Below are 25,896 nucleotides of genomic sequence, written 5' to 3' on the forward strand. Positions count from 1 at the left end.
TGGAACGATAACAGAGAGGAAACGTCCGTCAGAAGCACCTATTTTTGGTAATGAACGTCCCAAAATCTATACCAGACATCCCATCGACTCCGATTTTCAAGTACTATCTGTACAGCATTTTTGCGTGGGGAGGGTTCCATATGCCGGTCGATATCCTGTTGCTTCGCGATCGGGGACTGTCTTTCGGAGAAATTGGGATTGTGGTAGCCGCCGGAACTGGTGCGATGCTGGTCGCTCAGATCCCGAGCGGCTATCTCGCCGATCGAATCGGTCGACGCCGCACGCTGATGCTGTCTGCTGGCCTCATGACACTCGGCGCACTGCTGTTTGGCATTGTTGGAACATTCGCCGCTTTCATCGCCGCGCAGGCGACTTTCACACTCGGAATCGCGTTCAAAGCCGGTGTGTCGGACGCATGGCTCTACGATACGCTCGCCGATCAGGGACGAGAGGACGAGTTTGCACACGTTTCCGGCCGCGCTCGGTTCGCACTGCTAGTGGTGCTCGGTCTCACATCGATCGCAGGCGGATACCTCGGGACAATCGACTACGGAATCGCGTATCTCGCGACAGCGTTGTTCACCGCGTGTGGTCTGTTGATTGCGTTCTCACTCCCGGAACCTGGAAAGGCAAAAGAGGAAGATACGCTTCGAGTGTCGGACGCGATCGCTCTCATACGAAAGGATTTTCTCAGGCCCTCTATCCGTCAGGTGGTTCTGAGTCTCGGCCTGTTTTTCGGCGCGATAACGGCGCTGAACGCGATCTATATTCAGCCCGCCAGCGTTGCGGTCGGGGTACCAGAAGCACATCTTGGCTGGTTTTTCGCCCTCCTGACCGGTGTGGGTGCCATCGCGAGTTATTATGCCGGTGCCATCGAGAAGCGCGTCAGTACAGAGCAATGGCTCTTTTTCGTTACTGGTGGCCTCGGCGTCGTGTTTGTCACAGCACTGATCGTCCCGGTGTTCATTCTTGCTGGCTTCGTGCTCGCACGTGCCGTACACCGAATTACGCAGTCTATCGCGGGCCAGTACATCAATGATCGGGTCGGGACTGCCGGCCGCGCTACCGTTTTAAGCACAGTCGCCATGGTGTACTCGGTGTTTAGCATCCCGATTCGGATCGGCGCTGGTCAGATGGGCAATACGATTCCGCCCGAGACTGCTGGTGCGCTCGTTGGGGGACTTGTACTCCTGCCGACGCTCTATATCGGCAGCTGGATCCTGAAACGGCGCTGGTCGTCGCAATCCGAGAAGCCGACAGAGTTCGTCCCAGAAGGTGAATAAGAACGTGATGATCGATGACGTAGCCAGATAGATGGTTACTCTCACTGCCCGTGGGTCGGCGGTCAGGGTGTTCACGGAGGCCACAGATGACAGCCGATGTCACTCGCTGCCGAAGAGGGCCTGACACAGTTTCAATCGATCACATTGAGACAGTACGAAAGCCTGCTTGGAGAAGTGTAAAACAACAGGTCGTGGTCTATGTTCGCACCTCCGCTGGCGTCTGTCTGTTGAGTGATTGGTGCGGTCGCTGTGTGCTATAGTAGTGTACCAACTGTTCAAGTCATTCTCTGACGCTGGCCCGACTGCCCACCGACGAGTGATGGAAGTGGCCAACCCGCGATACGACAGTGCCGAGGTACCCTCTGGCACCATATTAATAAAACAAAATAGAATACAACAACTCTTATTATATACAACCACAGAATTATTAACATGACCTCGAAATATCGACGGAGGGTCGTTCTTGCGGGAGTAGCCTCGACCGCGATGGGATCGCTCAGTGGGTGTGTCGGTGAGATCACGGACGATGAAGAAACAGACGTCACAGTAACAGACACGGCAGGGAGAACAGTGTCGTTATCGCTACCGCTTGACCGAGTCGTACTAGCACGGATCGGTTTCGAGGAAATTCTTCCCATACTCGGCGTCGGCGACAGAGTAACTGCGATCAGTGAAGGCTATCCACGATATTTGCCACACCACACAGAGATAGCAGGCTGGGAAGACGCACCGTCCGTTGGTTTTGCATTTGACGAAGGAGGGATTAATACTGAAGCGATTCTGAACCAAGATCCAGACGCCGTTCTCGTCTCGCCGGATTTCGTCGACGAACTAAGGGAAACACTCCCAGACAGCAATCACGTCATTGCACTCGATTTCGACAACCCAGATCTTGATGAGACAGCCGAAAACATCGAACTGGCAGGCGAAATTTTCGATCGAGAACAGCAAGCCGAGTCGTTTATTGAGAACCTTCGGTCCTACCAGGACCTCATTCAAGCAGAAACAAAAGGGTTATCGCGGGAAGAAAAACCAACGTTCTATTTGGAAACCTTCGATGAGTACGTCACGTTTGGGACGGAAAATCTTGACGGGAAAGTTGCCGCTAACGCTGGTGGATACAATCTAGTTGAGGACGCCGAAAGTCTCCCACAGGTAGAGTTCGGGGAGTACGAATTAAATCCCGAATGGCTTCTCGAGAACGATCCAGAGTTCATATTTAGACGTGTGTATGCGAACGAAAGCCTAGCTGATGAAGAGAAGGCTCAGAGACGACTCAATGAGTTGATCGATCGACCTGGTTGGGAAAACTTGACAGCGGTCCAAGAGGGGAACGTTTACCTGTTCCACGAGCGACTGGCGTTTTCCATAGCTACGCCGCTCGGGAGGGCTCACTTCGCAAAATGTTTCCAACCAGAACTGTTCACTGACCTGCAGCCCCGGGAACTGTTCAACGAATATCTTGAAGAGTGGCTAGGATCGTCATACCCGGAGCTACTGTTCTATCCAAGACCTGGCGAGACTCTGGAGCGGTGATTGGTGATGAAATCCGAGATTGATTCATACTGGAGCGGCGAGGCCAACGATTACCAGGCCGGAATTAAAACTGAGCTGACGGCTAACAAGAGCGAGTGGCAAGCGATATTTCAGCGTGCACTCGGAGCAACCGATCTTGACGTACTCGATGTAGGAACCGGTCCGGGTGTACTCGCACTCCTCCTTTCGGAACTCGGCCACGACGTGACCGGTATGGATTTCTCACGAGAGATGTTGGAACATGCTGCCGACAACGTAGACGAGTTTGATCCTTCGGTTGGACTAGCGCAGGGAGATGCAGAGAATCTACCATTCAAAAGTGGACAGTTCGATGCCGTCGTGAACCGACACCTCCTATTTACTCTCCCTGATCCCGAATCAGCTCTCACGGAGTGGAAGCGGGTATTGAAGCCAGGTGGAAAACTGGTTTTCGCAGATGGTAATTTCTATGGCAATTTGGATCGGACGCTCAAGCGACGCTTGTGGCGGTATCTAGGTCACTTTCTCGTCCTCTGTACCGAACGTCGGTTGAATGCCAACCTTCGGATGGAAGTCGTGGATGATCTCCCACTCACCGAGGTTCCGCGACCCAAAACAGATGTTCAGCTGCTAGAGCGTGTTGGGTTCGAAGAGATTACTGTGGAGAATCGTATAGATCGACAAACAAAATCAACGTTCGAATATCTGAAGAGTGGCTACTGGGGAGAAGCGTTCCTCGTTGCGGCTACGAAACCATGACCGAAGAGTCGAAGCTGGACTCGAGTTCACATAGCGCTGAATCGGGAGCCACTCATAACCGGCTTCGGGATGGCTATCGGAAAGATGTTTCACGCAAGTTGTCTCGTATCTGGGTATCAGTAGTGGTGCTTGCCGTTCTTACAGTAGCGTCTCTATCTATCGGGTCAGCTGATGTTTCTCCCGTTGAAACGATACGCTCGCTCTTCCAACCGCTCTTTCCGAATTCAGTTCGAGTGTCTGCAGTTACGACGACCATTATTTGGGATCTACGTCTTCCGAGAACGATGATAGGAATTCTTGGTGGTGCGGGCCTCGCCGCTGCAGGAGTAATGCTCCAGGGGATTTTGAAGAATCCACTCGCAAGCCCCTATACGCTAGGGATTGGATCAGGTGCCGGATTTGGCGCAGCTATTGCAATCACTACGGGTATTGGTGCCATCGGTGGGAGCTTTGCCATTGCTGGGAACGCGTTTTTGTTCGCCCTTATTCCTGCAGTCGTTATCTACCTCCTTGTCCATTATAAGGATGCGACGCCGGAAACGATGATTCTTGCCGGGATAGCGATGGTGTATGTCTTCGAAGCAGGAGTGACGCTGATTCAATACTTCGCCCGCCCGGAAGATGTGGAGCAAATCGTCTTCTGGACTGTCGGCGATCTCGGACGGGCAACGGGGACACAAACGGTCCTTGTTTTGATCGTGCTGGTAGTCTGTCTCCCACTGCTATACAAGATGTCGTGGTCACTCAATGCGATGCTCGCAGGAGACCAAACAGCGGCAAGCCTCGGTGTTGACGTAGAACGAAAGCGCATTCAAATAATGGGCTTGGCATCAATAATCACGACGGTCGTCATAAGCTTTACAGGGTCAATAGCGTTTGTTGGATTGGTTGCGCCACATATCGGGCGTATCGCTGTCGGGACCGACCATCGGTATTTGCTACCTGGGTCGTGTATCCTTGGGGCAGTACTGGTGCTCGGGAGCGACATCGTGGCACGAACGGTTCTGGCACCGATCATCATACCGGTTGGAGTAATTACCTCGCTTCTCGGTGGACCGCTGTTCCTGTATTTGGTTCTCAAACGGAGGAAATCGTATTGGTAATGATCGATATTTGTAACATTTCGTATGGGTACGATGACCGAACAGTATTGAAAGATGTTAGTTTGACTGTCGAATCGGGAGAAATAGTAGGAATTCTCGGACCAAACGGATCGGGAAAGTCCACATTGTTGCGATGTGTGAACAACATCCTGCCCCCCGAAACGGGATCGATTTCCATCGACGGAACTGACCTCGACTGTCTCGAGCAGAAAGATATTGCACGAACCATCGGACACGTACAACAAGAGACAGACAGCAGTTTCGAAGCAACTGTGTACGAAACCGTCCTTTTGGGCCGGAAACCATATATTTCATGGAGACCGTCTGAGAAAGATTTTACCGTCGTATCGTCCATCATCGAAAAACTCGGACTCGAACCACTAGCCATGAGGGCTGTCAGCGAGCTAAGTGGTGGGCAAAAGCAGAAAGTGGCCATGGCCAGAGCGTTGGCTCAACAACCGGATGTTCTCCTTTTGGACGAGCCAACGAGCAACCTTGATCTCAAATATCAGGTCGAAGTTCTCGATACCGTTCGAAAGCAAGTAACGGGCGGTATGGCTGCGCTTCTCGTCGTTCACGATTTGAATCTCGCGGCAAGATACAGCGACAAAATACTACTACTGAAAGACGGTGAGAGCTACGCGTTGGGAGGACCTGATGTGTTGAATCAACACAACCTTGAATCCGTGTATGAAGTCGACATCAGCATTTTTGAGCAGGATGAGAAAAAAGTTATTCTACCAAAAAGCACGTCACCAGGCATCTGAGGTGCTATTTCGAGATTTGTCTACTCGAACAGGACCGAATGAGCGACAGTTGCATCAAATGCGTTGCCGCCATCTTTGAGTATGGAAATACCTGCTTGTGCAGCGAGTGGCTGGCTTGTAACAACAATTCCCCGCAGCGCATACACCGTAGATCTCCGGGACGAAAACCTATCGTAGTCAACATCTGTGCCAGTAGTGTCCGATGGCAATTCAGTATAGTCTGAGACAGACAGGCCACAAGTCATCATCCCACATACCAGAATCCTGGTTGTCAAAATACTATTATACTGTTACGGTGGCGTCAAGAGCATGTATCATTGCCAGTGTGGTGTAGAATGTAGGGCCATAAGCATTTATAATCCATCACAGAAAAATGCAAAAGAACGGAGAGAACTGCATGCAGTGGTTGCTCATGTCGCTGCGTCTCAAATCGTGAAGTGGTGTTATTGGTGATGATTCGATATCTACCGCTCCAGTAAACCAGTTTGATCTAACGGGTGCACTTGTCATTTTTCGTGACGACGAACAGAACGCAGAGAGACCCGGGAAAGCAGGAAATATCCCAGATGAAATTTAAGTCCCGAAGATGCATCCACGGTCGGTTACCAGAGAGGATAGGTGTCCTGCCACGGTTGACGGCGCTCTATCGCCGCGCTGGCCGACAGAATCGTCTCCTCGTCGAACCGAGAGGCGATCAGTTGGGCACCAATCGGCAGTCCGTTCTCGGAGAGGCCGGCCGGCACCGAGGCGGCAGGGTGACCACTGAGGTTCAACGGCCACGTGAGGACCCAGTCCAGATACGGATCGATGGGGGTCCCGTCTATCGACGACGGACCGACCTGTCCCGCCTCGAAGGGCGGACACGCGAGTGTCGATGTGAGAAGGAGATCGTACTCGTCTAGCACGTCCTGAATCGCGTCGTATACCTGTGTGCGAACAACATCGGCTTGTTTGAACGCGACAGCGCTGTGGTCGGAGCCGTTCTCGAGGAGGTCGACCAACGTCGGGGTGACCGACTCGCGATGCTCACCCAAGAGATCGACCCCCTCGTTCTGTTTGAGGGTCTCGGCGGTCGACGCCAGTGTGGATTCGAAAAGCAACGTTTCGGCGTCCCGCATGTCCTCGAACGAAATAGGGAACGTGGGGTCGACGCGCTCGACTGTTGCCCCGCCCGCACGAAGGGTCTCGGCTACCTCGTCCACCTGCTTCTCGACCGCGGGTTCGACCTCGAAGAGACCGAAATCGGGACTATACGCGACAGAGAGCGACTCGATCGGCTGACGCGTGGCCGAGAGATACGCACTCCCACTGGGTGGCATACTGACTGGATCACGCGAGTGAACACCAGTGATGATCTCGAGCAGCAATGCTGTATCCGCGACCGTTCGCGTGAGGCCGCCGAGGGCCATGAACGGTGCACTCCCTTCGAGCGCGTCCGGCCTTGACGCCTCGGGAACGATTCCCGCCGTCGGTTTGAGACCGTACACACCACAGGCGCTCGCAGGAATTCGTATCGAACCTGCGGCGTCGGAACCGAGAGCGATTGGAACGGTGCCAGCCGCGACAGCAGCGGCACTCCCGCCGGAGGATCCGCCAGCAGTCTTGCTGGGATCGAAGGGGTTGGTGGTCGTGCCGTGCAGCGGATTCGAGGTGTCGGCAGCGTGGCCGAACTCGGGACTGTTCGTCGACCCGACGACGATTGCGCCCTCGTCCAGCAACCGCTGGACGATCACCGATGTCTCGTCGGCGACCGACTCTGCAAAGACAGCAGAACCGTACGTACAGGGCATCCCCTGGATCGTGGAGTCTAGGTCTTTCAGCGCAATTGGGACGCCGTGAAGACGGCCGAGCGGTTCGCCGGATTGAACTGTTTGCGTCGCCGCTTTCGCTTCCGCACGAGCGCCCGCCTCACGAACGTGGACGAATGCGTTGATCGACTCAGTTGTCCGCTCGATTCGTTCGTACACTGCATCGACGGCGTCCGTTGGCGTGATATCACCGCGTTCGATATCCGTCGCGAGACGTCGTGCGGAGAGAGTAGATTGGTTCGTCATTGGGTCTGTCCCTCGAGAGTTGCTGGGGAGTCGCGTCCACGATGTACCTGAAAATGGCTCGTAGCGCCGGCTCTGAAGCGAGTCGCGGTCAGGTCTCGAGTAGTCTCGACCGTGCTGTCCGAATAGCGTCGCAGTCGTGTCATGGGTGGGACAGCCACTCATAGATACACCGCGATTGAAGCGATACCCGTTTACTAGATCAATGTATTATAAGGAGCCGACTACTCGCTGCAAAGAGTTCAAAAAGTGCAAAGTTCACAGACTTCGAATGAGATTCTGTTGACCACGTCGCAGACGTGTTGAGACTGCCTGCGTCGAAATTGCTAACTCGCCTGCGACCTCGTCCATCGTCACCTGCCGCGGAATGTCGAAGTACCCGAGCTCGAGTGCACACACGAGCGCCTCACGCTGGGTGTCGGTTACACCCGATGCGCCATCACTCATCGCCCCGTCCGCTTCGGAGAGCGTCCGTAAGCGAAACGGGATCCCTCGCTCTTTGCAACCCTCTCGATATCGCCGCAGGCTCTCTCGTGAGGGGAATTGCACCCGCATGTCGAACCCATCTCGCGTCGCCGTTGCGTCTAGCACGACTCCATTATTCTCGAACAGGAGTGGATAGGGCAGCCCGTCTTTCAGATCTTCGATGTGAACGATGGCGTAGAGACGCCGGTCGCCGGTTTGAGCGAGACAGTCGTACTCACGAACCAGGTCGTGGTCGCCGAGCGCGTCGTCGAATGCATCGAAATCGTCTCCCCACGCCCAGATGAGAATCTTCCCTCGGTCACCAGAATCGGGATAGAGCGCCGTATTTCTGATTTCCATTTCCGGGACCGCCTCCAAGACCGGAGGCAGTATCGGGGTCCGTATCGTGTATTCCGCAACAATATTCATGATACCGTTTCTTCGCTGTTCTGCGTTAAAGCTGATTACTCTCGTCGTTCCGAATCGAAAGGAAAGTGGATACTACACGACCATGGAGAGTCTCGGGACCGAAACTACCAAAATCGACGATACTATTGTGCTTTCGCATAACTGGATTCCGACACTGCACAGATTTCCAGTCACAAACCCAGGTGACAAAGGCAGGGAAGGCAGATTGTGAACCAGACTAGGCGTCTGGCACATCGTGTTCGACCACGCTCGACCGAACGACCTCGAGTTCGTCCACGCCAGGAACCTGCTGCCGAGGGTCTGGGAACGAACACTCGGCGACGTCGAACGTGATAGTCTCATCCGTCTGCCGACAGCGGAGATAGACCGGCACGATTTCGATGTCGAGTGGAACGCTGTCCGCGACGGCAAGGATTGGATAGACCAGCTTGTGTTTGGCGAGCGTTGCCCGCGGCCCGGTTTTCGCTTCAACCACGAACAGCGTCGGGTCGCCGTCACGGCGCTCGACGAAGAGCGTGTCAGTTTCGACCTGCCCGGTTCGATGTGTGACGGTGGGCTCGAGTACACTGTGCGGACGGAGATCAAACGTGAACGTCGACCGGCCGGTGGCGGGTGGGGTGAGTGCACCTGTCGTGTCGAGATCGAGTGCGTGTGAGAGCACACCGGAGGCGAGGCCGAGATTGACGAGCGAGGTTTCAGAGAGCGACGGCAGCACGCTAAAATTCAGGAGCTGTGCCTGCTCGACGACACTCGGCACTGGGTCGGAAGCCAGACCGCCAAAGAGGACGTCGTCGTGGAGGAAGAAGTCAGCCATCCCGTTCGGGCCGTCGACCAGCACAAACGCGGTGCCCGTCCCGTTCGGTGCGGACCCCATCCGAAGCACCATTGCGCCCGCCTCGCGTAACTCCGGGGCGAGATCGGCGAGCGAGTCGACCGAAATGTATCGCGCTGTCCGGGTGGCGTCGAGGTCGTGTGTCGAGACGTAGTCGCGAAACGACCGTGGGCCAAGCACCTGCTGGGCTGTGGCCGCTAACTCGTCCAGTGCAGGCCCGAACACCGACGACATTGCTCGAAGAGGGGGATCGAACACACTTGTTCGCACTGATATCGAACCGGATGGGGGGGGGATAGTAGCTGCGAATGAAGTGGAGAGCAACCGCGAGACCAGGGACCCGTCCCGTGTTCGAAACCGACGCCTGAGTGAGAGAGGATACGCCCGCGCCACAAACCGCGGAACTGGTGACACTGCTCCCGAGAGCAATGCGAGTCTGTAATAGCGCCTCTGATTCCGTCTGCAGTCCACTAGTAGGCGTTAGAAGTGGCTACTCACGGGTGGTACAGAGAGGTGATCGCAGTTGAGCGCAATTGACGCTGGTACTGTATCACGCACGTCAAAATTAGTTCAGAGGACCTGGTGGCGCTGCCGACAGCCACTTCGACAACGATTGATTGCAGCAAAGATGCTCAAGGTGTGGCGACTCGAGACCAATGCGGACGAAGATTGTGATAGCCAACGACTGTGTACGGCGCTCCGCCCACAATTTCGAGTGATCTGCCCAGTATTATGTCATACCCAAATATAATATAGTTCCCGGAGTCAGGTCGCACTCGTTGAATCGAAAGAAAAGCAGTCACGACACTCGAAGATCGTACCCAAGAGAAAGAAAGACCACCCTCCGTGTTGGTCAAGCAACTCATCCGAGGCAATGCGGGATCGTGACCCTCAGAGCTCACACCGGGCATATTTTGTGGCACGATCGAGGGAGACTACTGGCATTCATGTCCGTCACTTTTTGAAGTTATCGCGGAAGCTGTTGATCGACAATACCCGTTTCAGTGGCGATGAACAGGGTTTTGGAGTATCACAGTGTCGAGCATTTGAGGAACTGATAGCGACCAAGAACCGAGACCCGGTATCGTCGGATTCGCCGAGAGATTGCTGACGAGTACCGAGAATCAAACCGAGCGTCAGCAGATGGGTCAGAGATTGCGGTTGGGGAGTAACAAGCACATTCCAGACATTTTCTACGTAGTAACAAGTACATGAGAGAAATAGTCGCTCAGCGACACGCCAGCGTCGAGCCGCTCAAGTCAGCGACAGATCGATCGTCAGTGAACGCCGGAGTATACGGATTTAACCAGGCAACACCATCTGGACACGGTATTGTTGCTAATGGCCGTTGTACCGGCCCTGTCTACGCTTTCGAAGGCATCAGACAGGTCCTCGACAGCGAATTCGTCGGACCAAACCACTGTAGTAACAGCGGTTATCGAGTAGACCCTTCTAACGGTTCCTGGAAAGAGTATCGACAGCACTGCGTACTATGTTTCCACCGGATTCGCATATACTAATGAGGGATTCTACGGGGTCTGTGATGGAAATGTATCCTAGGAACGTTTCGTGTCGGTCGCAACTCACCTTCGTGTTCCCTGCGGCAATCCGTTTCTGGTCTGCGTTCTCGACGCTCCGCCACCGCTTCGTTGACCTTCGGCACTTGAACTGTGGTCAAGACTGAGTGATTGTTCGGTTTTGGTTCTTCCAGTCTTGATGTATTTGTCACCCGTTTTTGACGATCCTCTCCGAATACCATACAACCCAGCACATATCAATTGGACTGTATTCGAGTATATCGCCTATACCGAGATGCTTATCAACCGCTATGAGAAGAGTTGAATAGAGGCGAGTAGCAGCACCTCGTCAATAGAGATAACTATGCAGTCACGCAACCCTGCAACCGCAGACGTCATTGCAACGTACGACGAACACGACGACGAAACGGTCGAGAAACGGCTTGCGGCCGCCCAGAACGCCTTCGAATCGTGGAGTGAAACACCGATGGCTACTCGAGAGGAACTGCTGGCAGCCGTCGCCGATGTGCTCCGTTCGAATGTCGAGACGTACGCGACGGAAATAACGCGCGAGGTTGGGAAACCGCTCGACCAGGCGGTCGCCGAGGTCGAGAAATGCGCGTGGGTCTGTGAGTACTACGCTCAGCACGCTGGGGAACACCTACAGGATGAACACATTGGCGCTGTTCCGGGGGCAAAGACGTACGTCACTTACGAGCCGCTGGGCCCAGTCCTGGCAATCATGCCGTGGAATTACCCGTTTTGGCAGGTGTTCCGCTTTGCAGCGCCACACATTACCGCAGGAAACGTAGGTGTCTTGAAACATGCTCCGAACGTCCTTGGCTGTGCACAGGCAATCGAATCGATCTTTACCCAGGCAGGCTATCCTGACAACGTTTTCACGTCTATACAAATTTCTACCGACCGTGTTTCCGATGTAATCAGGGACGATCGGATTCGGGCGGTCACGCTAACCGGCAGTACACGTGCCGGCAAGGCGGTCGCGGAGACGAGCGGGTCTGAACTCAAACCCGGCGTTTTCGAGCTCGGAGGGAGTGATCCGTTTATCGTCCTAGACGATGCACCACTCGAGAAGGCAGCAACGGTCGGCGCGACAGCTCGAACGCAGAACGCAGGGCAGTCGTGTATCGCTGCGAAGCGGTTTGTCGTCCATACAGACGTCTTCGATGACTTCCTCGACCGGCTGACCGCAGAACTGGAAGCGCTCACTATCGGCGACCCAACCGAGTCAGAAACGGATATTGGTCCACAGGCACGATCGGATCTCCTCGAGACGCTTCATGAACGAGTTACCGCGTCTGTTGCCGCCGGTGCGAACCTCCGTCTCGGCGGCGAACCACTCGACCGACCCGGATATTTTTATCCACCAACGATCCTGACTGACATCCCTGAGGACGCGCCAGCGGCGACAGAGGAATTGTTCGGTCCCGTTGCTGCCGTTTTCTCGGTTGACAGCGAACAGGAAGCGATTCGAGTCGCGAACAACAGTCAGTACGGTCTCGGAGCGAGCGTTTGGACAACCGATACGAGCCGCGGCGAGTCCATCGCTCAGGACCTCGAAGCGGGAAATGTCTTCGTTAACCAGCTCGTGAAATCCGATCCGCGAGTCCCGTTTAGCGGAACGAAAGATTCCGGCTATGGGGCGGAGCTTTCACGGCACGGTATTCGAGAGTTCGTGAATATGAAGACGGTTTGGATTGAAGAATAGGAGACAGCTTCGACTGTGACCGATGAGTCGCTCGACATGGAGATTGCCGTTCGAGTTTCTATCGGATCCTACTAGCCCTATATAACGAAATATATCTTCGAATGCATTTTCGGTTGCCGCAATGAACTGGACAAGAGACAACAGTAGCGGATACGCAGAATCTGTGAGCCCCCAATCCGTTTAGGACGGTTTCTGTAACGATTACCTGAATACGTCTTCGAAGGCGCTATCAAGCGTTTCGACGGCCGTTCTGATCTCGTCTTCATCGATGCAAAATGGCGGGCAGAGCATGAGCTGATACTCCGGCCGTCCGGTAGTCAGGAGAACGCCGTGTTCTTTCGCGTGGTCGACCACAGCATGTACTGGATTCTCGACGTCAGTTTCGGTTACGCTATCGACGAACGGTTCTCCAGTGCGTGGATTTTCGACGACGATCGTCCAGAGGAACCCGCGTCCTCGAACGTCGGTAATGACGTCGTGCTTCTCTTCGAGAGACCGTAGTTCCCGCTCTAAGACGGGGGCACGTTTCTGAACATCGTCAATAAGATGGTCTTCGTACTCCTCTACAGCGGCCAGCCCGGCTGCACACGCGACTGGATGTCCGGCAAAGGTTTGCCCGAGGTTCGTTCCCTCGCGGACATGCTCACCGACTGTATCGGACATGATAACGCCAGCGAGTGGAGCGTACCCGCTAGTAACACCCTTCGCGAACGTGATCATGTCTGGTTCAACGTTCTCCGTCTGTATCCCGAACATCTCACCGCACCGCCCAAAGCCCGTGATCACCTCGTCTGCGATCAGGAATATGTCGTACATGTCACAGAGTTCACGAAGACGTTCGAAGTAGCCTGGCGGAGCAGGATAGCCGCCACTCGAGCCGGCAACTGGTTCGATGAGGAGTGCAGCGATAGAGTCTGGCCCTTCGTTGCGAATGACGTACTCCACGTGAGACGCTGCCTTCTCACCGAGTTCTTCCGGTGAATCGGCGTCGAACGGCGAGTTGTGTGCCACCGGTGGCAGAAACTTCACCGCGCCCGTTGCCGTGGCGTGTGACTCGACGGCATTACGCGTTCCCGGTTCACCGGTGAGTGCTCCAGCACCGTACGTACTCCCGTGATACGATCGCCACCGTGTCAGGACTTTTGGCGCATCTTTTGCCTTCCGGGCGAACTGTACCGCCAGCTCGTTTGCTTCACTACCAGAGACAGAGAACACAACATCTGTAAACGATTCTGGAGCAACTGTCGCCAACTTGTCCGCGAGAGCCGTCCGCGAATCGTTTCCCTGGGACGACGAAACGTATGGAACCGCCTGTAGCTGTGCATTGCAGGCGTCGATAATGTGTTGATTGCTGTGACCCGCATTGGTGCAATATAACGACGAGATGAGATCGAGATATTCGTTTCCATCCTCGTCGTAGATGTACGCTCCGTTCCCGTCGGTGATGACAAACTCGTCACTTTCCGGGTCGTGCCAGTGGGAGATACATGCCGATTCGTGGGTTGACTCAAAGCCACCTATGTTGTTCGACATCCAGTATAGGAGAAGTGATTCGGACTACATATGACTTACTATCGTCAGTGTTGGACGGAGCGGACCGGAGTTGAAACCGACAGTTCAGTTGTGGTAGCTCACGCTAACTACTATGTAGATAGACACACTCGAGAAGCCCTGACTCGTGTTTTGGTTCCGCAATGGGGTCCCGGTGGTAGAGACAGCATTCGCTCTCGAGTTCACTTAGTTCAGTGATCTTCCATCCCCAGTACCCCATATATCAATTCTTGTCCAATAAAAACACCCAAGGTTGACTCTAGTCCTGCTTGTCCGGTTTTATTTGGATGGATTTAAATACCAGTGTGTTTGACAGTGTCATATGACATCCGGGACGTTCGGAATTTGGTCAGTTATTCCACTCATCGTTGCAATCAGTCTTGCGCTTACGACAAGAAAGGCATCTCTAGCCCTATTTCTCGGCGTCTGGACTGGTGGGTCAATTTATCACTATCAGGAGAGTACAACGCTTCTCGCTGACATCTTCACAGACCTCGGTATTCCTGCAGCGGAGCCACTCAGTCTCGTGCTGGGTGTGTTCGTTGCTGGTATTTGGGGACTCGTTCAGAGTACGGACTGGGTCGTCGCATCGGTTGGTGACAGTATCTTCAACATGCAGATCGTGATCTTCTGTTTCCTCCTGGGGTCGGCCGTCGCTATGATCTGGCGATTGGGAGGCACGCACGCTGTCACCACGTGGGCGACGGAGCGCGTCGATACCAAGCGCAAGGCAGGTCTTGCAGCGTGGATGATCGGCTTAGCGATGTTCTTCGACGACTACGCCAACTCCGCTATCGTCGGAACCACGATGAAAGACATCTCCGACAAACTGCAGATGTCTCGAGAGAAACTCTCGTACATCGTCGACTCAACGGCTGCACCCGTTTCCACGCTTACCTTGTCCTCGTGGGCAGCGTTTCAGATCTCTATGATCGAAGCCGGCTATAGTGCCACCGACCTCACTACGGCCGAGACACCATCGTCGTTTATGATCTTTCTCCAGTCGATTCCGTACAACATGTACTCGATTCTGGCGATGGCAATGGTCGTCATTATCGTCGTCAGCGGACGGGATTATGGTGAGATGCTCACTGCAGAACACCGGGCTGCGACGACCGGCAAGGTTACTCGAGATGATGCCGAGCCGATGCAGGATGTCAACCAGGAGCTTGGAACCCCCAATCTCGAAGATCCACGCCTCAGGGTGTTTATCGTACCAGTGCTTGCCCTCGTTGTATCGATGGTCGCTGGTGTGGCCTGGTCCGGGTACTCGTCCGGTGCCGAGTTCTACGATGTCATCATCAACGCGGATTACGCCTCGTCGCTCGTCATCGCATCGGTGATCATGGTTGCGACCACGTACTACTACGCGTATCGACTCGATCTACAGCCGATCGGCGAGAGTGTCGAGACGAGCATCGAGGGTTTTGCACTCATGATACACGCCGTCGCGATTCTGGTCTTTGCCTGGGCGATCAGCGAAGTTATCGTTGCCCTCGGGACGGGTGAGTACGTTGCCGGATACGCTACAGCGTTCCTCTCAGCGGAGTTGCTGATCGTCGTCGTACTGCTGGTGGGTTCGTTTATGGCGTTTACCGGTGACTCGTGGGCAGCGATGGGGTCGTTGACCCCGATCGCGATCCCCATCGCTTGGGAACTTACAGGGAGTCACACAATGGTCGCTGTCGTTGTTGGTGCAGTCTTCTCGGGGGCCATTTTCGGCGACCACACCTCACCAATCTCTCCGTCCACGGTACTCTCGGCGACGTTTACGGGTGCAGATTTGATCGATCACGTCCGCACACAAATCTATTACGCGGTTCCGGTCATGCTAGTCTCGATCACGTTGCTCCTGGTCTGGGGGTACGGAAGCCCTCTCTGGGGTCGCTCAACCTGGGCGGCCGTTGCACTGCTCCCCGTCGGCATCCTCCTGTTAACCGGGATCGTGTACGTGCTCTCGCGGTTTGACGCGAGACGAAAGGGTATCGACCCAACGACCGCGTGGACCGTCGAGCAGACACGAGTTTCGGAGACATCGACCAACGATCCGCGTCATATAGAGCACGAACAACCACTGACGGAGGGTGGGCGAGTCGAAAACAGTCCAGATACCGACTGACCCCAACTCGTGAAGACGTGTTGGGTACCTGTAGATGACTTCTCGGGGGGCTGTTCCCTGGCATGACTCGGTTGTAGCCGTTTCCACTGACGACCTCATCCAGTTGTCGTCGAGTTGCCGCTCGCGGGAGAACTTACATTTCGTGCGGATTATCTCCTGTGACTACTGATGGAACAGGACTGTGCGATAAGTATGGTGTAGTTTAAGGTGAATTCGAAGGTAGGCCATACAATAACAGAGTCTATGCGACTTGCAAATGGGCGATACAACGTAGGCGTCGATCCGTTCTCTAAATTCGGTCCAGACGGCAGTGATGGCTTATTCTCGAGCCGTGCTTCCAACGACGAGTGCGGCACTGATCAGTACGATATTCTTTGCGATGTACTGCCCCTCTAGGGAGAGGCCGATGGGAAACTGGGTAAAGACCACATCGGGGAGCAGGAGAATCGGCAGCATCGTTCCGGGCATTTGCAACAAGAGGAGCAGTATGGCCAGGCGTTTGAGTCGATTGAATACGAGTAACAGCCCGATGACCACCTCCCAGAAGCCTAAGAACGGGACAAACAGGCGAGGCGGAACCCAATAAACAGTATTCGCGACGAGTTCAAACGCCGGACTAATGCCTGCGACCTTTAATAACCCGAACCAGACAAACACGGCTCCAATAGAAAATTGCAACAGTCGTATGCCGTACTCTTTCAGTAGCGCTACGATCCGCTGATCTATTTGGTCAAATTTTGTATCCATGGCTGGAATGTCGAATACTTCCGTTATCGTGTCACGCTACGAGACCCCCACAGTACGCACTGCACACACCCGCTACTCTCGTAGCGACGGGTGCTACCTAGTCGAACAAATATTTATTTCTATTGTTGTGTAGTTGTGAAGCGTGTTGGTCTCGGCCTCTGTGCTGTCTCTCCCAACGTCTGCGCTGTTCGACCACTGGGAACTCACTCCAACCTCGCAAGGCTGTTTTTACACCCATACACTCGTAAAGCAACCGCGCACCCACGTGAATGAATGTGGTTCCACACATCATGTATTTTCTGTTTTTAATTCCACTATATGCCCTAATATTGGACTGTATCTAACACAGCAAGGACACTAGCGAGTCGGCACTCAGTTTGCGGACAGTAACACGAACCACGACGCAGGAAGAATGTAAATTAGCCGAACCCACTTGAAAGGGGTGGAATAGCTGATCACTTCTGCTTACAAGGACATGGCTGACGACCTTAGTCGCTGATCAGCATCCCAGTATATTAATTAGACCTGATTAGGATAAGTCTTCCTATATCATCTATGGGCTAGCCTATGGGTGTGGAAGTAGGATATAGTTCATATCTACAGGACCCTGTCAAGAAGACCTCATTTGGCGTGGTCCTGGTACCAAGTGGCGCAGACGAACAGAGACAACTTCTGGATGGGGCGGACAATCGGCATCAGATCTGTCGTCAGTTGACATCCACTGACTTCGGTTTCCCACTCAACAGCGTTTACTGTTTCTCCGTGGGGCACACGTCAAACACCCTCCCCCACGGTAACAGCGCTGTCTCGACGACTCGCGGCCACCTCCATCCTGCTCTGTGTCGTTTGGCCGGATTCTCACGTACGAGTATGAGTAACTTTCATATAGTGAGAGAATAATGAACAGATGCTGGCGTTACGATGGCATCGTACGATCAGGTCGTAGCTCATTGACGGACGGTGACATCTTCACCCGACTCTCCCATAGCACGGGACTGCCAGCACCCGACGCCCGGTGAGAGCCAAGCATTCCCTGGTACTCGTGGCTCTCTCCTTGACATATAGTAGCCACTGCAAGTCACTGCGCACCTGATCGCACGACGGCAGCGCGGGTCGGAGCGAGTGGAACGAGTGAAAACCGCGGAAGTGCGATCAGTGTGTAACTAGTTGCAGGTGTTACTATATTTGTAGTCTGTAGTCAATCGAGACGACGTATCCGTACACACAGGCTTTGCTCTCATCAGTGCCACGCGCTTCGAAGGAGAAACTGGACGATCAGAACGTTCTGGAGGGGAATCCACCAAGTCCCATAGGTTCACCAACTTGCTGTCAGTTCTGCCCGTAATGTCCGGAATACATCGGGTCCAACTGTGAAACGGAAGACGCAGTTTTACGGTGCTTATGATTAAATGGCTAGAAGTCCCAATTGAATGTCTCGTAAACACACCACCTATATCAATCAGATTGTATATTGTATCACAATGTTCTACTGAGAGTCGAACGGCAATAAACGACTGAATATCTTTGTTGGAGTAGCTGCGTAGTCAGAACATGAGTTTCGATACGAGTCACAGTATCAATACTGTCAGAGAGATCTGTGGTCAACTCTTTTCGAACGATAGTACCCTGAGAACGTTTTGCTCGTAGGTTGGAGTTCCGTGCGGTTGGTCATCTTGACGAAATCCCTAGTGAGGAATTGCAAGATTCCCTCGGTACGTGGAGGGCAAGAAGCCAATACAACAGCTCTTGGCGGCACTAGCATACAAAACGGCGTTGCATAGACTGAACGAGCCGAGTAGTACGACGTTCAACGGTGGATAATAGACAGTTGGCTTACGCGATTTATTGGTGCTGAGTCACTTGAGCAGGCTGTTATTAATGACCAATAGTCTGATAGAAAGTGAAACCCTCCAGAAAAAGAGAACAAGAGTTGAAGAAACAGTTCATGAATCACTAAGGATGTCAGGAGTGTGCTACCAAAAATCACGTCCTACAGCCGCCGAATCAGATGCTGAGGAGCAAGAGGCGTTCCGTGAGGAACTCAAAAAAGCGGCGGGAGATGGACGCCGCAGTAGTCTGTATCAATCAAACCAAGAAATCCATGCAAGTTGAGCCGCGTGCCACGTGGTTTCCGCACGGCACACGGCCGTCCTCGAAGGCCGTCCGTCGAATTGTCTGGACAACGCGACAGGACGTGTCTATTGGGCGCGATCACTGAGGACGGTGATCGCTTTTTCTCTCGATTTGAAGAGTACGTGACTACCGAACACGCAAAACAGATCATGCTTGCGTTATGCAAAGAGTTCGAAGATGAACTGATCATTGTGCTGGATGGAGCGCCGTATTTTCAGGCGTCGGCCGTCACGGACCTGGCAGCCCGTGACGACCTCGCCCTTGTGAGGTTCCCGGCCTATTCACCTGATCTAAATCCGGCCGAGGAGTGCTGGAGATAACTCCAATCAGCACTTAGCAACCAATTTTTTGACTCACTTTCTGAACTTACAACAGCGGCTGATACCGCTCTTGATCAACTCTCGCTTCCAAAAATAAGCAATTATTTCTAATGACTACTATAGTTCAGACAAAATTGATCTCGATCGACTCGACTGTTACACCTTGAGGTGGCGATGTTGGTCCGCCAACATACGGGCCAAAGTCAGCAGAAGCAGAACCGACTTCGGCACTTGCACCAAGTGTCATGGAGGCATAGAACAGATATTGTTCGTTCGCATCAATTGTTGCAGATTGAGTGACAACGAACTCGTCCTCGTATGATGCTTTGCCAACACTCTTCCGTTCATTGATAATATTCACTCGTTGAACCCCTGGAACAGAAGTCGTTTCATACTGCGCATCTATTTCGACAAATGTACTACTTAGTCCTAATCCAGCTTCGAGTTCCCCATTATATTGGCCAGAGTAGGTTATTATCGCATCTTGGCTCGTATTTTCATCCCCAGTCACATCGACCGAGGCCCCCATTAATACAAAGCTTTGTCCAGACTCCGTAGTGATGAGGCTACTCGCCTCGATCCCGGCTTCCATTCGGTTTGCGCCAGCGTTGACCCCCTGACCAGTAGTCGCGTTCCCTGATTGGCCAGTTGATGTGAACTCGAAGGTAGAGAAGGTTGCATCTTCACCTAACTCAAGTGATTGCTGTGACGCTACGTCTTCTGTTAGCTGCTGTGTTTCTTGTTGTTCTTCATTCTCTGCTGCTACTGTTGTCACACTTCCAGTTGCTAGTACTGAGCCCACTGAAAGGATTGTTCCAGTACGTTTGAGCGCCGATCGTCGGTTTATGTCATTCTCAGACATGAAAACACCTATTCTGAAGAACATTATATGTTTCCCCCAGAAGATCAATTCGTGAGAGACAAGCTATAGACCACCATCCATAATATAACCACATCTAGTATTCAAAACAATATGAGTGTTAGAGAGCTGTTTAGTTTAGCACTTCCGCTGGTGTCTGTCCATTGAGTGACTGGTGCGGTCATTGCGTATTACAGTAGTGTGCGAATTATTCAATTCATTCTCTGACGCTTGACCGACTGCCGACCCACGAATTATGAAAGTGGCCAACTCGAATTTTGAAGGTGTAAACCCATTTTTCATCAAGTTTCGAACAATATAGTCGAGTGGATTGCACAACCCTAATCGAGAGAGCAAACAGAAAGACATAGCCACCGGCGAGAAACACTGTCTCGGAGAGATCGTATTTCTCGGTCAATCAATGCAGGAATGCAGCGGCCAGATCGGTGTCTCGCCGGCCGAACACTGCGACATCAAGAATTAGTCGTGAGTCTATGTCTATTGCAGCAGATACCCAAGACAAGTTGCCGGTGATCTTGATAGCGGTCTCATCGATGACGGTCCGCAACGGCTTTGCCGTCGGTGGGTCTGGTACGCTGTCAGCCAGCCGCTGTACTCCATGCCAGATTGCTTGATGAAAGCGTTCTACGCCGAGCAAGCGAAGAGTCGTTTATGTCTCGCGGAGCGAACAACCGGTTGCGTGGAGACGGACGGCGAACACCTGATGGGTGTCGCTGTCCGCTCGCGTTCCCAAGATTCAGCAAATTCCGCCGCGTAGCGCTCGCTGGGCAGGTCTGCAGGAAACATTCCAAACTAACTCTACGACCTGCTCGTTCCTCAAACTGTACTAACTATAGTAACAACTGCAACTAGTTACACACTGACTGTACAGCCGTCGTTTGATCAGGTGTGCATTGACTTGCAGTAGCTACTATAGACGGTGCCCCGAGTGGCATGTCAATAATCGTGCAACAAGAAACGAAACCCAACGGATAGACACCACATAGTTCGGTGTCGGACAGGCGACGTATCCATTCGATGGGAACCCCAAGCTTTTGCCCGGTCTTCCAGAACTAGTCGGTATGACCGGTGGGCTCGAACCAACAGAAGCGTACGACGGATCGATTACGGTTCGGCTGCTTGACGATACAGCAAGGGCGGAAGAACACGGGTGTGGTTCGTACGAGGAAGCGATTGCAGTCGTCAAAGCAAACCAGCATGACGTGACCGTCGCGAAAATAGAAGACCGAGACGAGAACGTCGTCTTTACGTCCGCTGATATGGACATCGAGGATTGGGAGCGTATCTGGCGACAGGAAAAGCGTCGACAGTCAGTACACGTTGAGGCGTACGACTGCACCTACGACAGTGTCTCCTGTTTTGCTGACGATCTGTGTGTGCAGTGTGAAATCGACAGAGTACAAGACCAATACTGACAACCGCTCTGCCGCGACAACGGCCCACCGATAGACATCAAAGAAACGACGAAGCGCTCACCGAAGCGCAACTCTGGGGAACGCATCCGTATGCTCGCCGTCCTGCACGACGAACTCACCGTTGACGAGCACGTGCGGAATCCCATCTGGATAGGCGGCTGGATCGACGAACGACCCACCCTGTCCCACCGTATCGGGGTCGAACACCGTAATATCCGCCCACATACCCTGTTTCAGCACGCCGCGGTCCTCGAGTCCAAGTCTGGCTGCGGGCTGGCCAGTCATCTACAGTTTGTCGTGCTCGGCGACGACGCCGGACAGTTCGGCGAACTCCTCGGTGTCGGCAAACGCGCCGGGGGTGTAGCTGAGGCCCGTCAAGAGACCGACAGCACCGTCCGAGAGCGCCTCGTCGAGGAGAGACTTTATCGGCCGTCGTCTTGCGGTCCTCGTAGCCGAGAACGGGAGTTCGGGCGTTTTCGTGGCCGATCAGCGAGCCGACGTTGAGCGACACGCCGCCAGCCTCGGGGTCGTCGAGGTATTCACCCATCGTTTCCCACTGGCTCGTGTCGACGACATCGCCGACACCACGATAGGCGAACCCTTCGTCGACGTCCTCCGCAGCGAGTCCGTACTGTGGCGCTGCACCCGTCTCGCAGTTGCCGACGATCTCGACGGTGATGTCCTGGCGGACCTTGCTGTGGGCCGCTCGGTTCGCGGGGAGCGTGGAATCGGAGTGCGTGTAGATGTCGATGAAGCTCGGTGCGACGACGTGACCCGCTGCGTCGATCTCTGTTTCGCCAGATCCGAAGACAATACCAATCGCAGTGATTCGGCCATCCCGAACAGCAATATCGCCGTCGAACCACGGGGAACCGGTTCCGTCGATAAGTCGGCCGTTTCGGAGAAGTGTGTCAAATTATAATATGGTCGATGGATTCCCGGCCGGGAGCTATAGTAACAACTGCAACTAGTTACACACTGACTGTACAGCCGTCGTTTGATCAGGTGTGCAGTGACTTGCAGTAGCTAGTATAAACCCACCCTTGTAGCTAGGCTGGCGCGGTCGATATGTGGACGCCCGAAAGGGAGGCAACAGACACGACGGACCACTACTACGGCGACGAGGAATGACAGATGCCTACGAGCGCGACGCAGTCATCAAGAGCATCGGTCTTCTCGCGGATCACGACTACCGGACGTACGTCTGTCTGACTGATCGCACACACCCGTTCCACGACGAGGAAACATCTACGCGGCAGCCGCGACGACGACGAAGCGGCCGGTTGCTATCCCGCTCGCAGACGGTGACTTTGCCCCGGGTAGGCTACCAAGAAAGAGCTACGTGAATCCGTGGACAGTCGTTACGATTCGGCATGTCGACATGGAACGCAAAGAGAGACAGTTCGTCGAGTCGACGACAGAAACGACCGCTATCGAAGCTGCGGGATATCTCCGTGTCCGGTAAGGACGCTGTTCCCCTGTTCAGTACCCTTATGAACGGACGACCCGATTCAGCAATCGTGGGTCAACAGCTCTGTTGAAACCCTCAATAGATGATACGTACTGGCTGATGAATATAGAGTATCTATGCAGCACGAGGTATCACTTTACTCCGAAACGTGAAACCTGAACGACTCGAAAGTGAATCGACTTATTGACCGCTAAGAGTCCCACCAAGCATCGGATTTCTATAAAGTCGTGAGGGATATAGGGTGCGCATCTTTCAGAATACAATTCAGACACAACCACTTCACTCAGTTCGGTAAGTTCCATCGTATCTTGAGTCAGAGTAGCATGCACATGTTATATTGTCCCATAGCATATAGTGACGCACCTAGGTCAAGCATGAACCCCTCGGACGACGATATCGCCTTTCTCGCGAACTCGGAAAACCGCGTGGCTCTCCTTCGGTGTTTAACCGATGGCCCCCACGCCCGGGACGGGCTGATGACGAAGGTCAATGTATCCCGAGTGACGCTGGGGCGTATTCTCGACGAGTTAGACGAACGCAACTGGATCAGTCAAAAGGGACAAGTATGCAATATTACCCCACTTGGGGCCTGGGTGCACGAGGAATATCAAGCCTTCAGTGAGATGATGACTGCCGAACGGACGCTCCGCGAGGTATTTCAGTGGTTCCCGGACGAAGAGTACGGATTTCATATCAGCGAGTTGGCCGACGCGGAGATCACGGCCGTGAGTCGAGCGAACGCGTCAGCCCCGCTCTCACAGCACGTGCGCCTGTTCGAGGACGGTGGTCAATTCTGGTCGTTTTCGTTCGCCATCACCCGGCTCTTTCTCGAATCGTGCTGGCGACACGTGATGAGCGAGGCCATCACCTTCAAGTGGGTATTCACGACACAGGTCCTCGACGTACTCAAGAACGATCCGGAACTGTCGCGCCACTCTCGAGAGATGCTGGACTCCGGCCGGGTCGAATACCGTCATTTCGAGGGAACGATCCCGTACATCGTGCTCGGTTCCGAAGGGAAAGTGAACCTGCGGCTGGCCGATGAGGAGGGCTCGCCGACCGCGCTGATCGAGAGCGAGGCTGATGCCGTCCGCGAGTGGGCCGAATCGACCTTTGAAGACTACTGGCACGAGGGGACTCCCGTCGGGATCGATGTGTTCACCGTCTAGTCGATGAACAGGGTGTGAACATCCAAACTCCTGCAGACAACTGCGTGTCACGCGAAGTTATCGTGGCTCTCACCGATTGTTGCTCCTGACGGTGTCTGCAATCATGAGCGATACACGCTGGAACGGATTCGGAATCGACGATCCGGGCACGAGTACCCATGGGGATGCACAACGGACGATAAACGATACTCTCGGCCTGCTAGATGACCGGTATTCGCCAGGGTGGTCAGGTCGATGACGGGTGAAGCCATGCTTGCCGAGTCGACCTACAAGACACTCGAGGACGAGATTCATGGCGACGTCCTCCGGCCTGGTAACGAGGGCTACGACGAGGCACGCAAGGTCTGGAACGCCATGATCGACAAACACCCGGCCGTCATCACCTGCTGTGCCGGTACCGCTGACGTCATCACGTCTGTGAACGTTGCACGCGAACACGACCTACCGATCGGCGTGAAGGGGAATGGACACAACGTTGCAGGGAACGCGGTCTGTGACGACGGTCTCACGATCGACCTCTCCGGAATGACCGCGGTCCGCGTGGATCCGACGGCCCGGACGGCTTGGGTCGAACCGGGAGCGACTCTAGCGGATGTCGACCACGAAACCCAGGCGTTCGGGCTCGCCACGCCGCTCGGGTTCGTCTCCGAGACCGGCATCGCCGGACTCGCCCTCGGCGGCGGATTCGGGTACCTGTCGCGAACGTACGGAATGACGGTCGACAACCTCCGCTCGGTGGACATCGTCACGGCCGACGGCGAGTTGCTGCACGCGAGCGAGGACGAACATCCCGACTTGTTCTGGGCGGTCAGAGGTGGCGGCGGCAACTTCGGGATCGTTACCTCCTTCGAATTCGACCTCCATGAGGTCGGTCCGGGGGTCCTAGCGGGGTTGATCATCCATCGTGCAGCGGATGCCCAGGCGGTGGTTCGACAGTGGCGAGATTACGTCGCCGACATCCCTGACGAACTCACCGTCTGGGTCGTCGTGCTCACAGCGCCTCCCGCGCCGTTTATTCCCGAGACCTCTCACGGTGAACCGGTGGTCGCCGTCCTCCCCATCTACGCCGGGGACCCAGACGACGGATGGTCGCTGGTTGAGCCGCTCCTCGAGTTTGGCGATCCTCTTGGGGACAACGTCGCGGTGCGTTCGTACGCGAAGTGGCAACAGTTCTTCGACGCAGCCAATGCTTCCGGTGCCCGTAACTACTGGAAATCGCTGAACTTTACCGAGTTTACCGACGAGATGATCGACACCGCCCTTGAGTATGGGCTGTCGCGGCCCACAGACGATACTAAATACGCCATGGCCCACATGGGCGGTGCCATGTCTAGGGTCCCTGTGGACGCCACCGCTTACCCGCACCGGGACACGGAGTTCCTTGTAAACGTCCAGGTGCGTTGGGACGACCAGGAGCAGGACGGAGAGTGCGTCGAATGGGCGAGCGAGAGCTACGATGCACTCGTCGAGTACTCGACCGACGGCACGTATATGAACTTCATCAGCGAGGAAACTGGACGCGAGGGGTTCGCGTATCGGGAGAACTACGATCGACTCGTCGAGGTGAAAACCGAGTACGATCCGGAAAACGTGTTCCGGTTGAATCAGAACGTAACACCCATGACGTGAACAACCACTCTC

Annotated in this window: 19 protein-coding genes and 4 pseudogenes; 13 read left to right on the forward strand and 10 right to left on the reverse strand. The window is 54.2% G+C overall.

Annotation, left to right across the window (positions count from 1 at the left end; translation table 11 throughout):
• The first annotated feature begins 50 nt into the window (after positions 1 to 50).
• Complete coding sequence (locus C482_RS15700; RefSeq protein WP_083858637.1) at positions 51 to 1,283, forward strand: MFS transporter; 1,233 nt, start codon at positions 51 to 53, stop codon at positions 1,281 to 1,283.
• Between the two features lie 196 nt (positions 1,284 to 1,479).
• Here the strand turns inward: C482_RS15700 and C482_RS21285 are convergent.
• A pseudogene (locus tag C482_RS21285) lies at positions 1,480 to 1,614 on the reverse strand (integrase core domain-containing protein); the annotation flags it as partial.
• Between the two features lie 101 nt (positions 1,615 to 1,715).
• On the opposite strand from C482_RS21285, the gene C482_RS15705 reads away from it, so the two are divergent.
• Genes C482_RS15705 through C482_RS15720 form a run of 4 tightly spaced genes read left to right on the forward strand, consistent with a single transcriptional unit; the run spans position 1,716 to position 5,427 of the window.
• Positions 1,716 to 2,819 carry an ABC transporter substrate-binding protein gene (locus C482_RS15705; RefSeq protein WP_049896849.1) on the forward strand — a complete coding sequence of 368 codons (1,104 nt, stop codon included), beginning with the start codon at positions 1,716 to 1,718 and terminating at the stop codon, positions 2,817 to 2,819.
• 6 nt (positions 2,820 to 2,825) lie between these two features.
• Positions 2,826 to 3,557, forward strand: coding sequence for a class I SAM-dependent methyltransferase (locus C482_RS15710; RefSeq protein ID WP_006168710.1), 732 nt, complete (start codon positions 2,826 to 2,828; stop codon positions 3,555 to 3,557).
• The gene (locus C482_RS15715) at positions 3,554 to 4,660 is read left to right on the forward strand and encodes a FecCD family ABC transporter permease (RefSeq protein WP_083858638.1); all 1,107 of its coding nucleotides are present in this window, start codon (positions 3,554 to 3,556) and stop codon (positions 4,658 to 4,660) included. Before C482_RS15710 ends, C482_RS15715 begins: the two co-directional genes overlap by 4 nt.
• Positions 4,660 to 5,427, forward strand: a complete 768-nt coding sequence (locus C482_RS15720) for an ABC transporter ATP-binding protein (protein WP_006168712.1) — start codon at positions 4,660 to 4,662, stop codon at positions 5,425 to 5,427. Before C482_RS15715 ends, C482_RS15720 begins: the two co-directional genes overlap by 1 nt.
• Positions 5,428 to 5,468: 41 nt before the next feature.
• On the opposite strand, the pseudogene C482_RS22460 reads toward C482_RS15720, so the two are convergent.
• The 4 genes and pseudogenes from C482_RS22460 to C482_RS15735 all read right to left on the reverse strand — a co-directional run.
• Positions 5,469 to 5,672 (reverse strand): annotated as a pseudogene (locus C482_RS22460) (hypothetical protein); the annotation flags it as partial.
• A gap of 357 nt (positions 5,673 to 6,029) precedes the next feature.
• Positions 6,030 to 7,481, reverse strand: coding sequence for an amidase (locus C482_RS15725; RefSeq protein WP_006168713.1), 1,452 nt, complete (start codon positions 7,479 to 7,481; stop codon positions 6,030 to 6,032).
• A 255-nt stretch (positions 7,482 to 7,736) separates the two neighbouring features.
• The gene (locus C482_RS15730) at positions 7,737 to 8,372 is read right to left on the reverse strand and encodes a helix-turn-helix domain-containing protein (protein ID WP_049896851.1); all 636 of its coding nucleotides are present in this window, start codon (positions 8,370 to 8,372) and stop codon (positions 7,737 to 7,739) included.
• Between the two features lie 217 nt (positions 8,373 to 8,589).
• Positions 8,590 to 9,438, reverse strand: coding sequence for a DUF6997 domain-containing protein (locus tag C482_RS15735; RefSeq protein ID WP_006168715.1), 849 nt, complete (start codon positions 9,436 to 9,438; stop codon positions 8,590 to 8,592).
• 1,647 nt (positions 9,439 to 11,085) lie between these two features.
• Between C482_RS15735 and C482_RS15740 the strand changes: the two genes are divergently transcribed.
• The gene (locus tag C482_RS15740; RefSeq protein ID WP_006168716.1) at positions 11,086 to 12,450 is read left to right on the forward strand and encodes an NAD-dependent succinate-semialdehyde dehydrogenase; all 1,365 of its coding nucleotides are present in this window, start codon (positions 11,086 to 11,088) and stop codon (positions 12,448 to 12,450) included.
• Between the two features lie 201 nt (positions 12,451 to 12,651).
• Here the strand turns inward: C482_RS15740 and C482_RS15745 are convergent, their stop codons facing one another.
• On the reverse strand, positions 12,652 to 13,983 hold the full coding sequence (locus C482_RS15745) for an aminotransferase family protein (RefSeq protein WP_006168717.1): 1,332 nt from the start codon (positions 13,981 to 13,983) through the stop codon (positions 12,652 to 12,654).
• A gap of 340 nt (positions 13,984 to 14,323) precedes the next feature.
• Between C482_RS15745 and C482_RS15750 the strand changes: the two genes are divergently transcribed.
• A complete protein-coding gene (locus C482_RS15750) occupies positions 14,324 to 16,120 on the forward strand; it encodes a Na+/H+ antiporter NhaC family protein (RefSeq protein ID WP_006168718.1) in 1,797 nt (598 codons plus the stop codon).
• A gap of 318 nt (positions 16,121 to 16,438) precedes the next feature.
• Here C482_RS15750 and C482_RS15755 read toward each other — a convergent pair whose 3' ends face one another.
• Complete coding sequence (locus tag C482_RS15755; protein ID WP_006168719.1) at positions 16,439 to 16,867, reverse strand: DoxX family membrane protein; 429 nt, start codon at positions 16,865 to 16,867, stop codon at positions 16,439 to 16,441.
• A 1,201-nt stretch (positions 16,868 to 18,068) separates the two neighbouring features.
• Between C482_RS15755 and C482_RS21290 the strand changes: the two genes are divergently transcribed.
• Together C482_RS21290 and C482_RS20615 are read left to right on the forward strand one after the other, a co-directional pair.
• The gene (locus C482_RS21290; protein ID WP_275039635.1) at positions 18,069 to 18,212 is read left to right on the forward strand and encodes an ABC transporter ATP-binding protein; all 144 of its coding nucleotides are present in this window, start codon (positions 18,069 to 18,071) and stop codon (positions 18,210 to 18,212) included.
• A 351-nt stretch (positions 18,213 to 18,563) separates the two neighbouring features.
• Positions 18,564 to 19,431 (forward strand): annotated as a pseudogene (locus C482_RS20615) (IS630 family transposase).
• Between the two features lie 13 nt (positions 19,432 to 19,444).
• On the opposite strand, the gene C482_RS21295 reads toward C482_RS20615, so the two are convergent.
• On the reverse strand, positions 19,445 to 20,182 hold the full coding sequence (locus C482_RS21295) for a hypothetical protein (protein ID WP_152422030.1): 738 nt from the start codon (positions 20,180 to 20,182) through the stop codon (positions 19,445 to 19,447).
• Between the two features lie 178 nt (positions 20,183 to 20,360).
• Positions 20,361 to 20,986 (reverse strand): annotated as a pseudogene (locus C482_RS20620) (IS6 family transposase).
• A gap of 275 nt (positions 20,987 to 21,261) precedes the next feature.
• On the opposite strand from C482_RS20620, the gene C482_RS15770 reads away from it, so the two are divergent.
• Positions 21,262 to 21,615 (forward strand): hypothetical protein, encoded by a 354-nt coding sequence (locus C482_RS15770; protein ID WP_006168721.1) that lies wholly within the window; start codon positions 21,262 to 21,264, stop codon positions 21,613 to 21,615.
• Between the two features lie 57 nt (positions 21,616 to 21,672).
• Here C482_RS15770 and C482_RS22465 read toward each other — a convergent pair whose 3' ends face one another.
• A complete protein-coding gene (locus C482_RS22465; protein WP_006168722.1) occupies positions 21,673 to 21,900 on the reverse strand; it encodes an amidohydrolase family protein in 228 nt (75 codons plus the stop codon).
• 193 nt (positions 21,901 to 22,093) lie between these two features.
• Here C482_RS22465 and C482_RS22470 point away from each other — a divergent pair, with 193 nt between their 5' ends.
• The 3 genes from C482_RS22470 (at position 22,094) to C482_RS15790 (ending at position 25,884) form a co-directional block, all read left to right on the forward strand.
• Positions 22,094 to 22,537, forward strand: coding sequence for a hypothetical protein (locus C482_RS22470; protein ID WP_006168724.1), 444 nt, complete (start codon positions 22,094 to 22,096; stop codon positions 22,535 to 22,537).
• A 923-nt stretch (positions 22,538 to 23,460) separates the two neighbouring features.
• Complete coding sequence (locus C482_RS15785) at positions 23,461 to 24,255, forward strand: helix-turn-helix transcriptional regulator (protein ID WP_006168725.1); 795 nt, start codon at positions 23,461 to 23,463, stop codon at positions 24,253 to 24,255.
• Between the two features lie 234 nt (positions 24,256 to 24,489).
• Positions 24,490 to 25,884, forward strand: coding sequence for an FAD-binding oxidoreductase (locus C482_RS15790; RefSeq protein ID WP_006168726.1), 1,395 nt, complete (start codon positions 24,490 to 24,492; stop codon positions 25,882 to 25,884).
• The last annotated feature ends 12 nt before the right edge of the window (positions 25,885 to 25,896 follow it).

Source organism: Natrialba chahannaoensis JCM 10990, assembly GCF_000337135.1.
Taxonomy (GTDB): Archaea; Halobacteriota; Halobacteria; order Halobacteriales; family Natrialbaceae; genus Natrialba; species Natrialba chahannaoensis.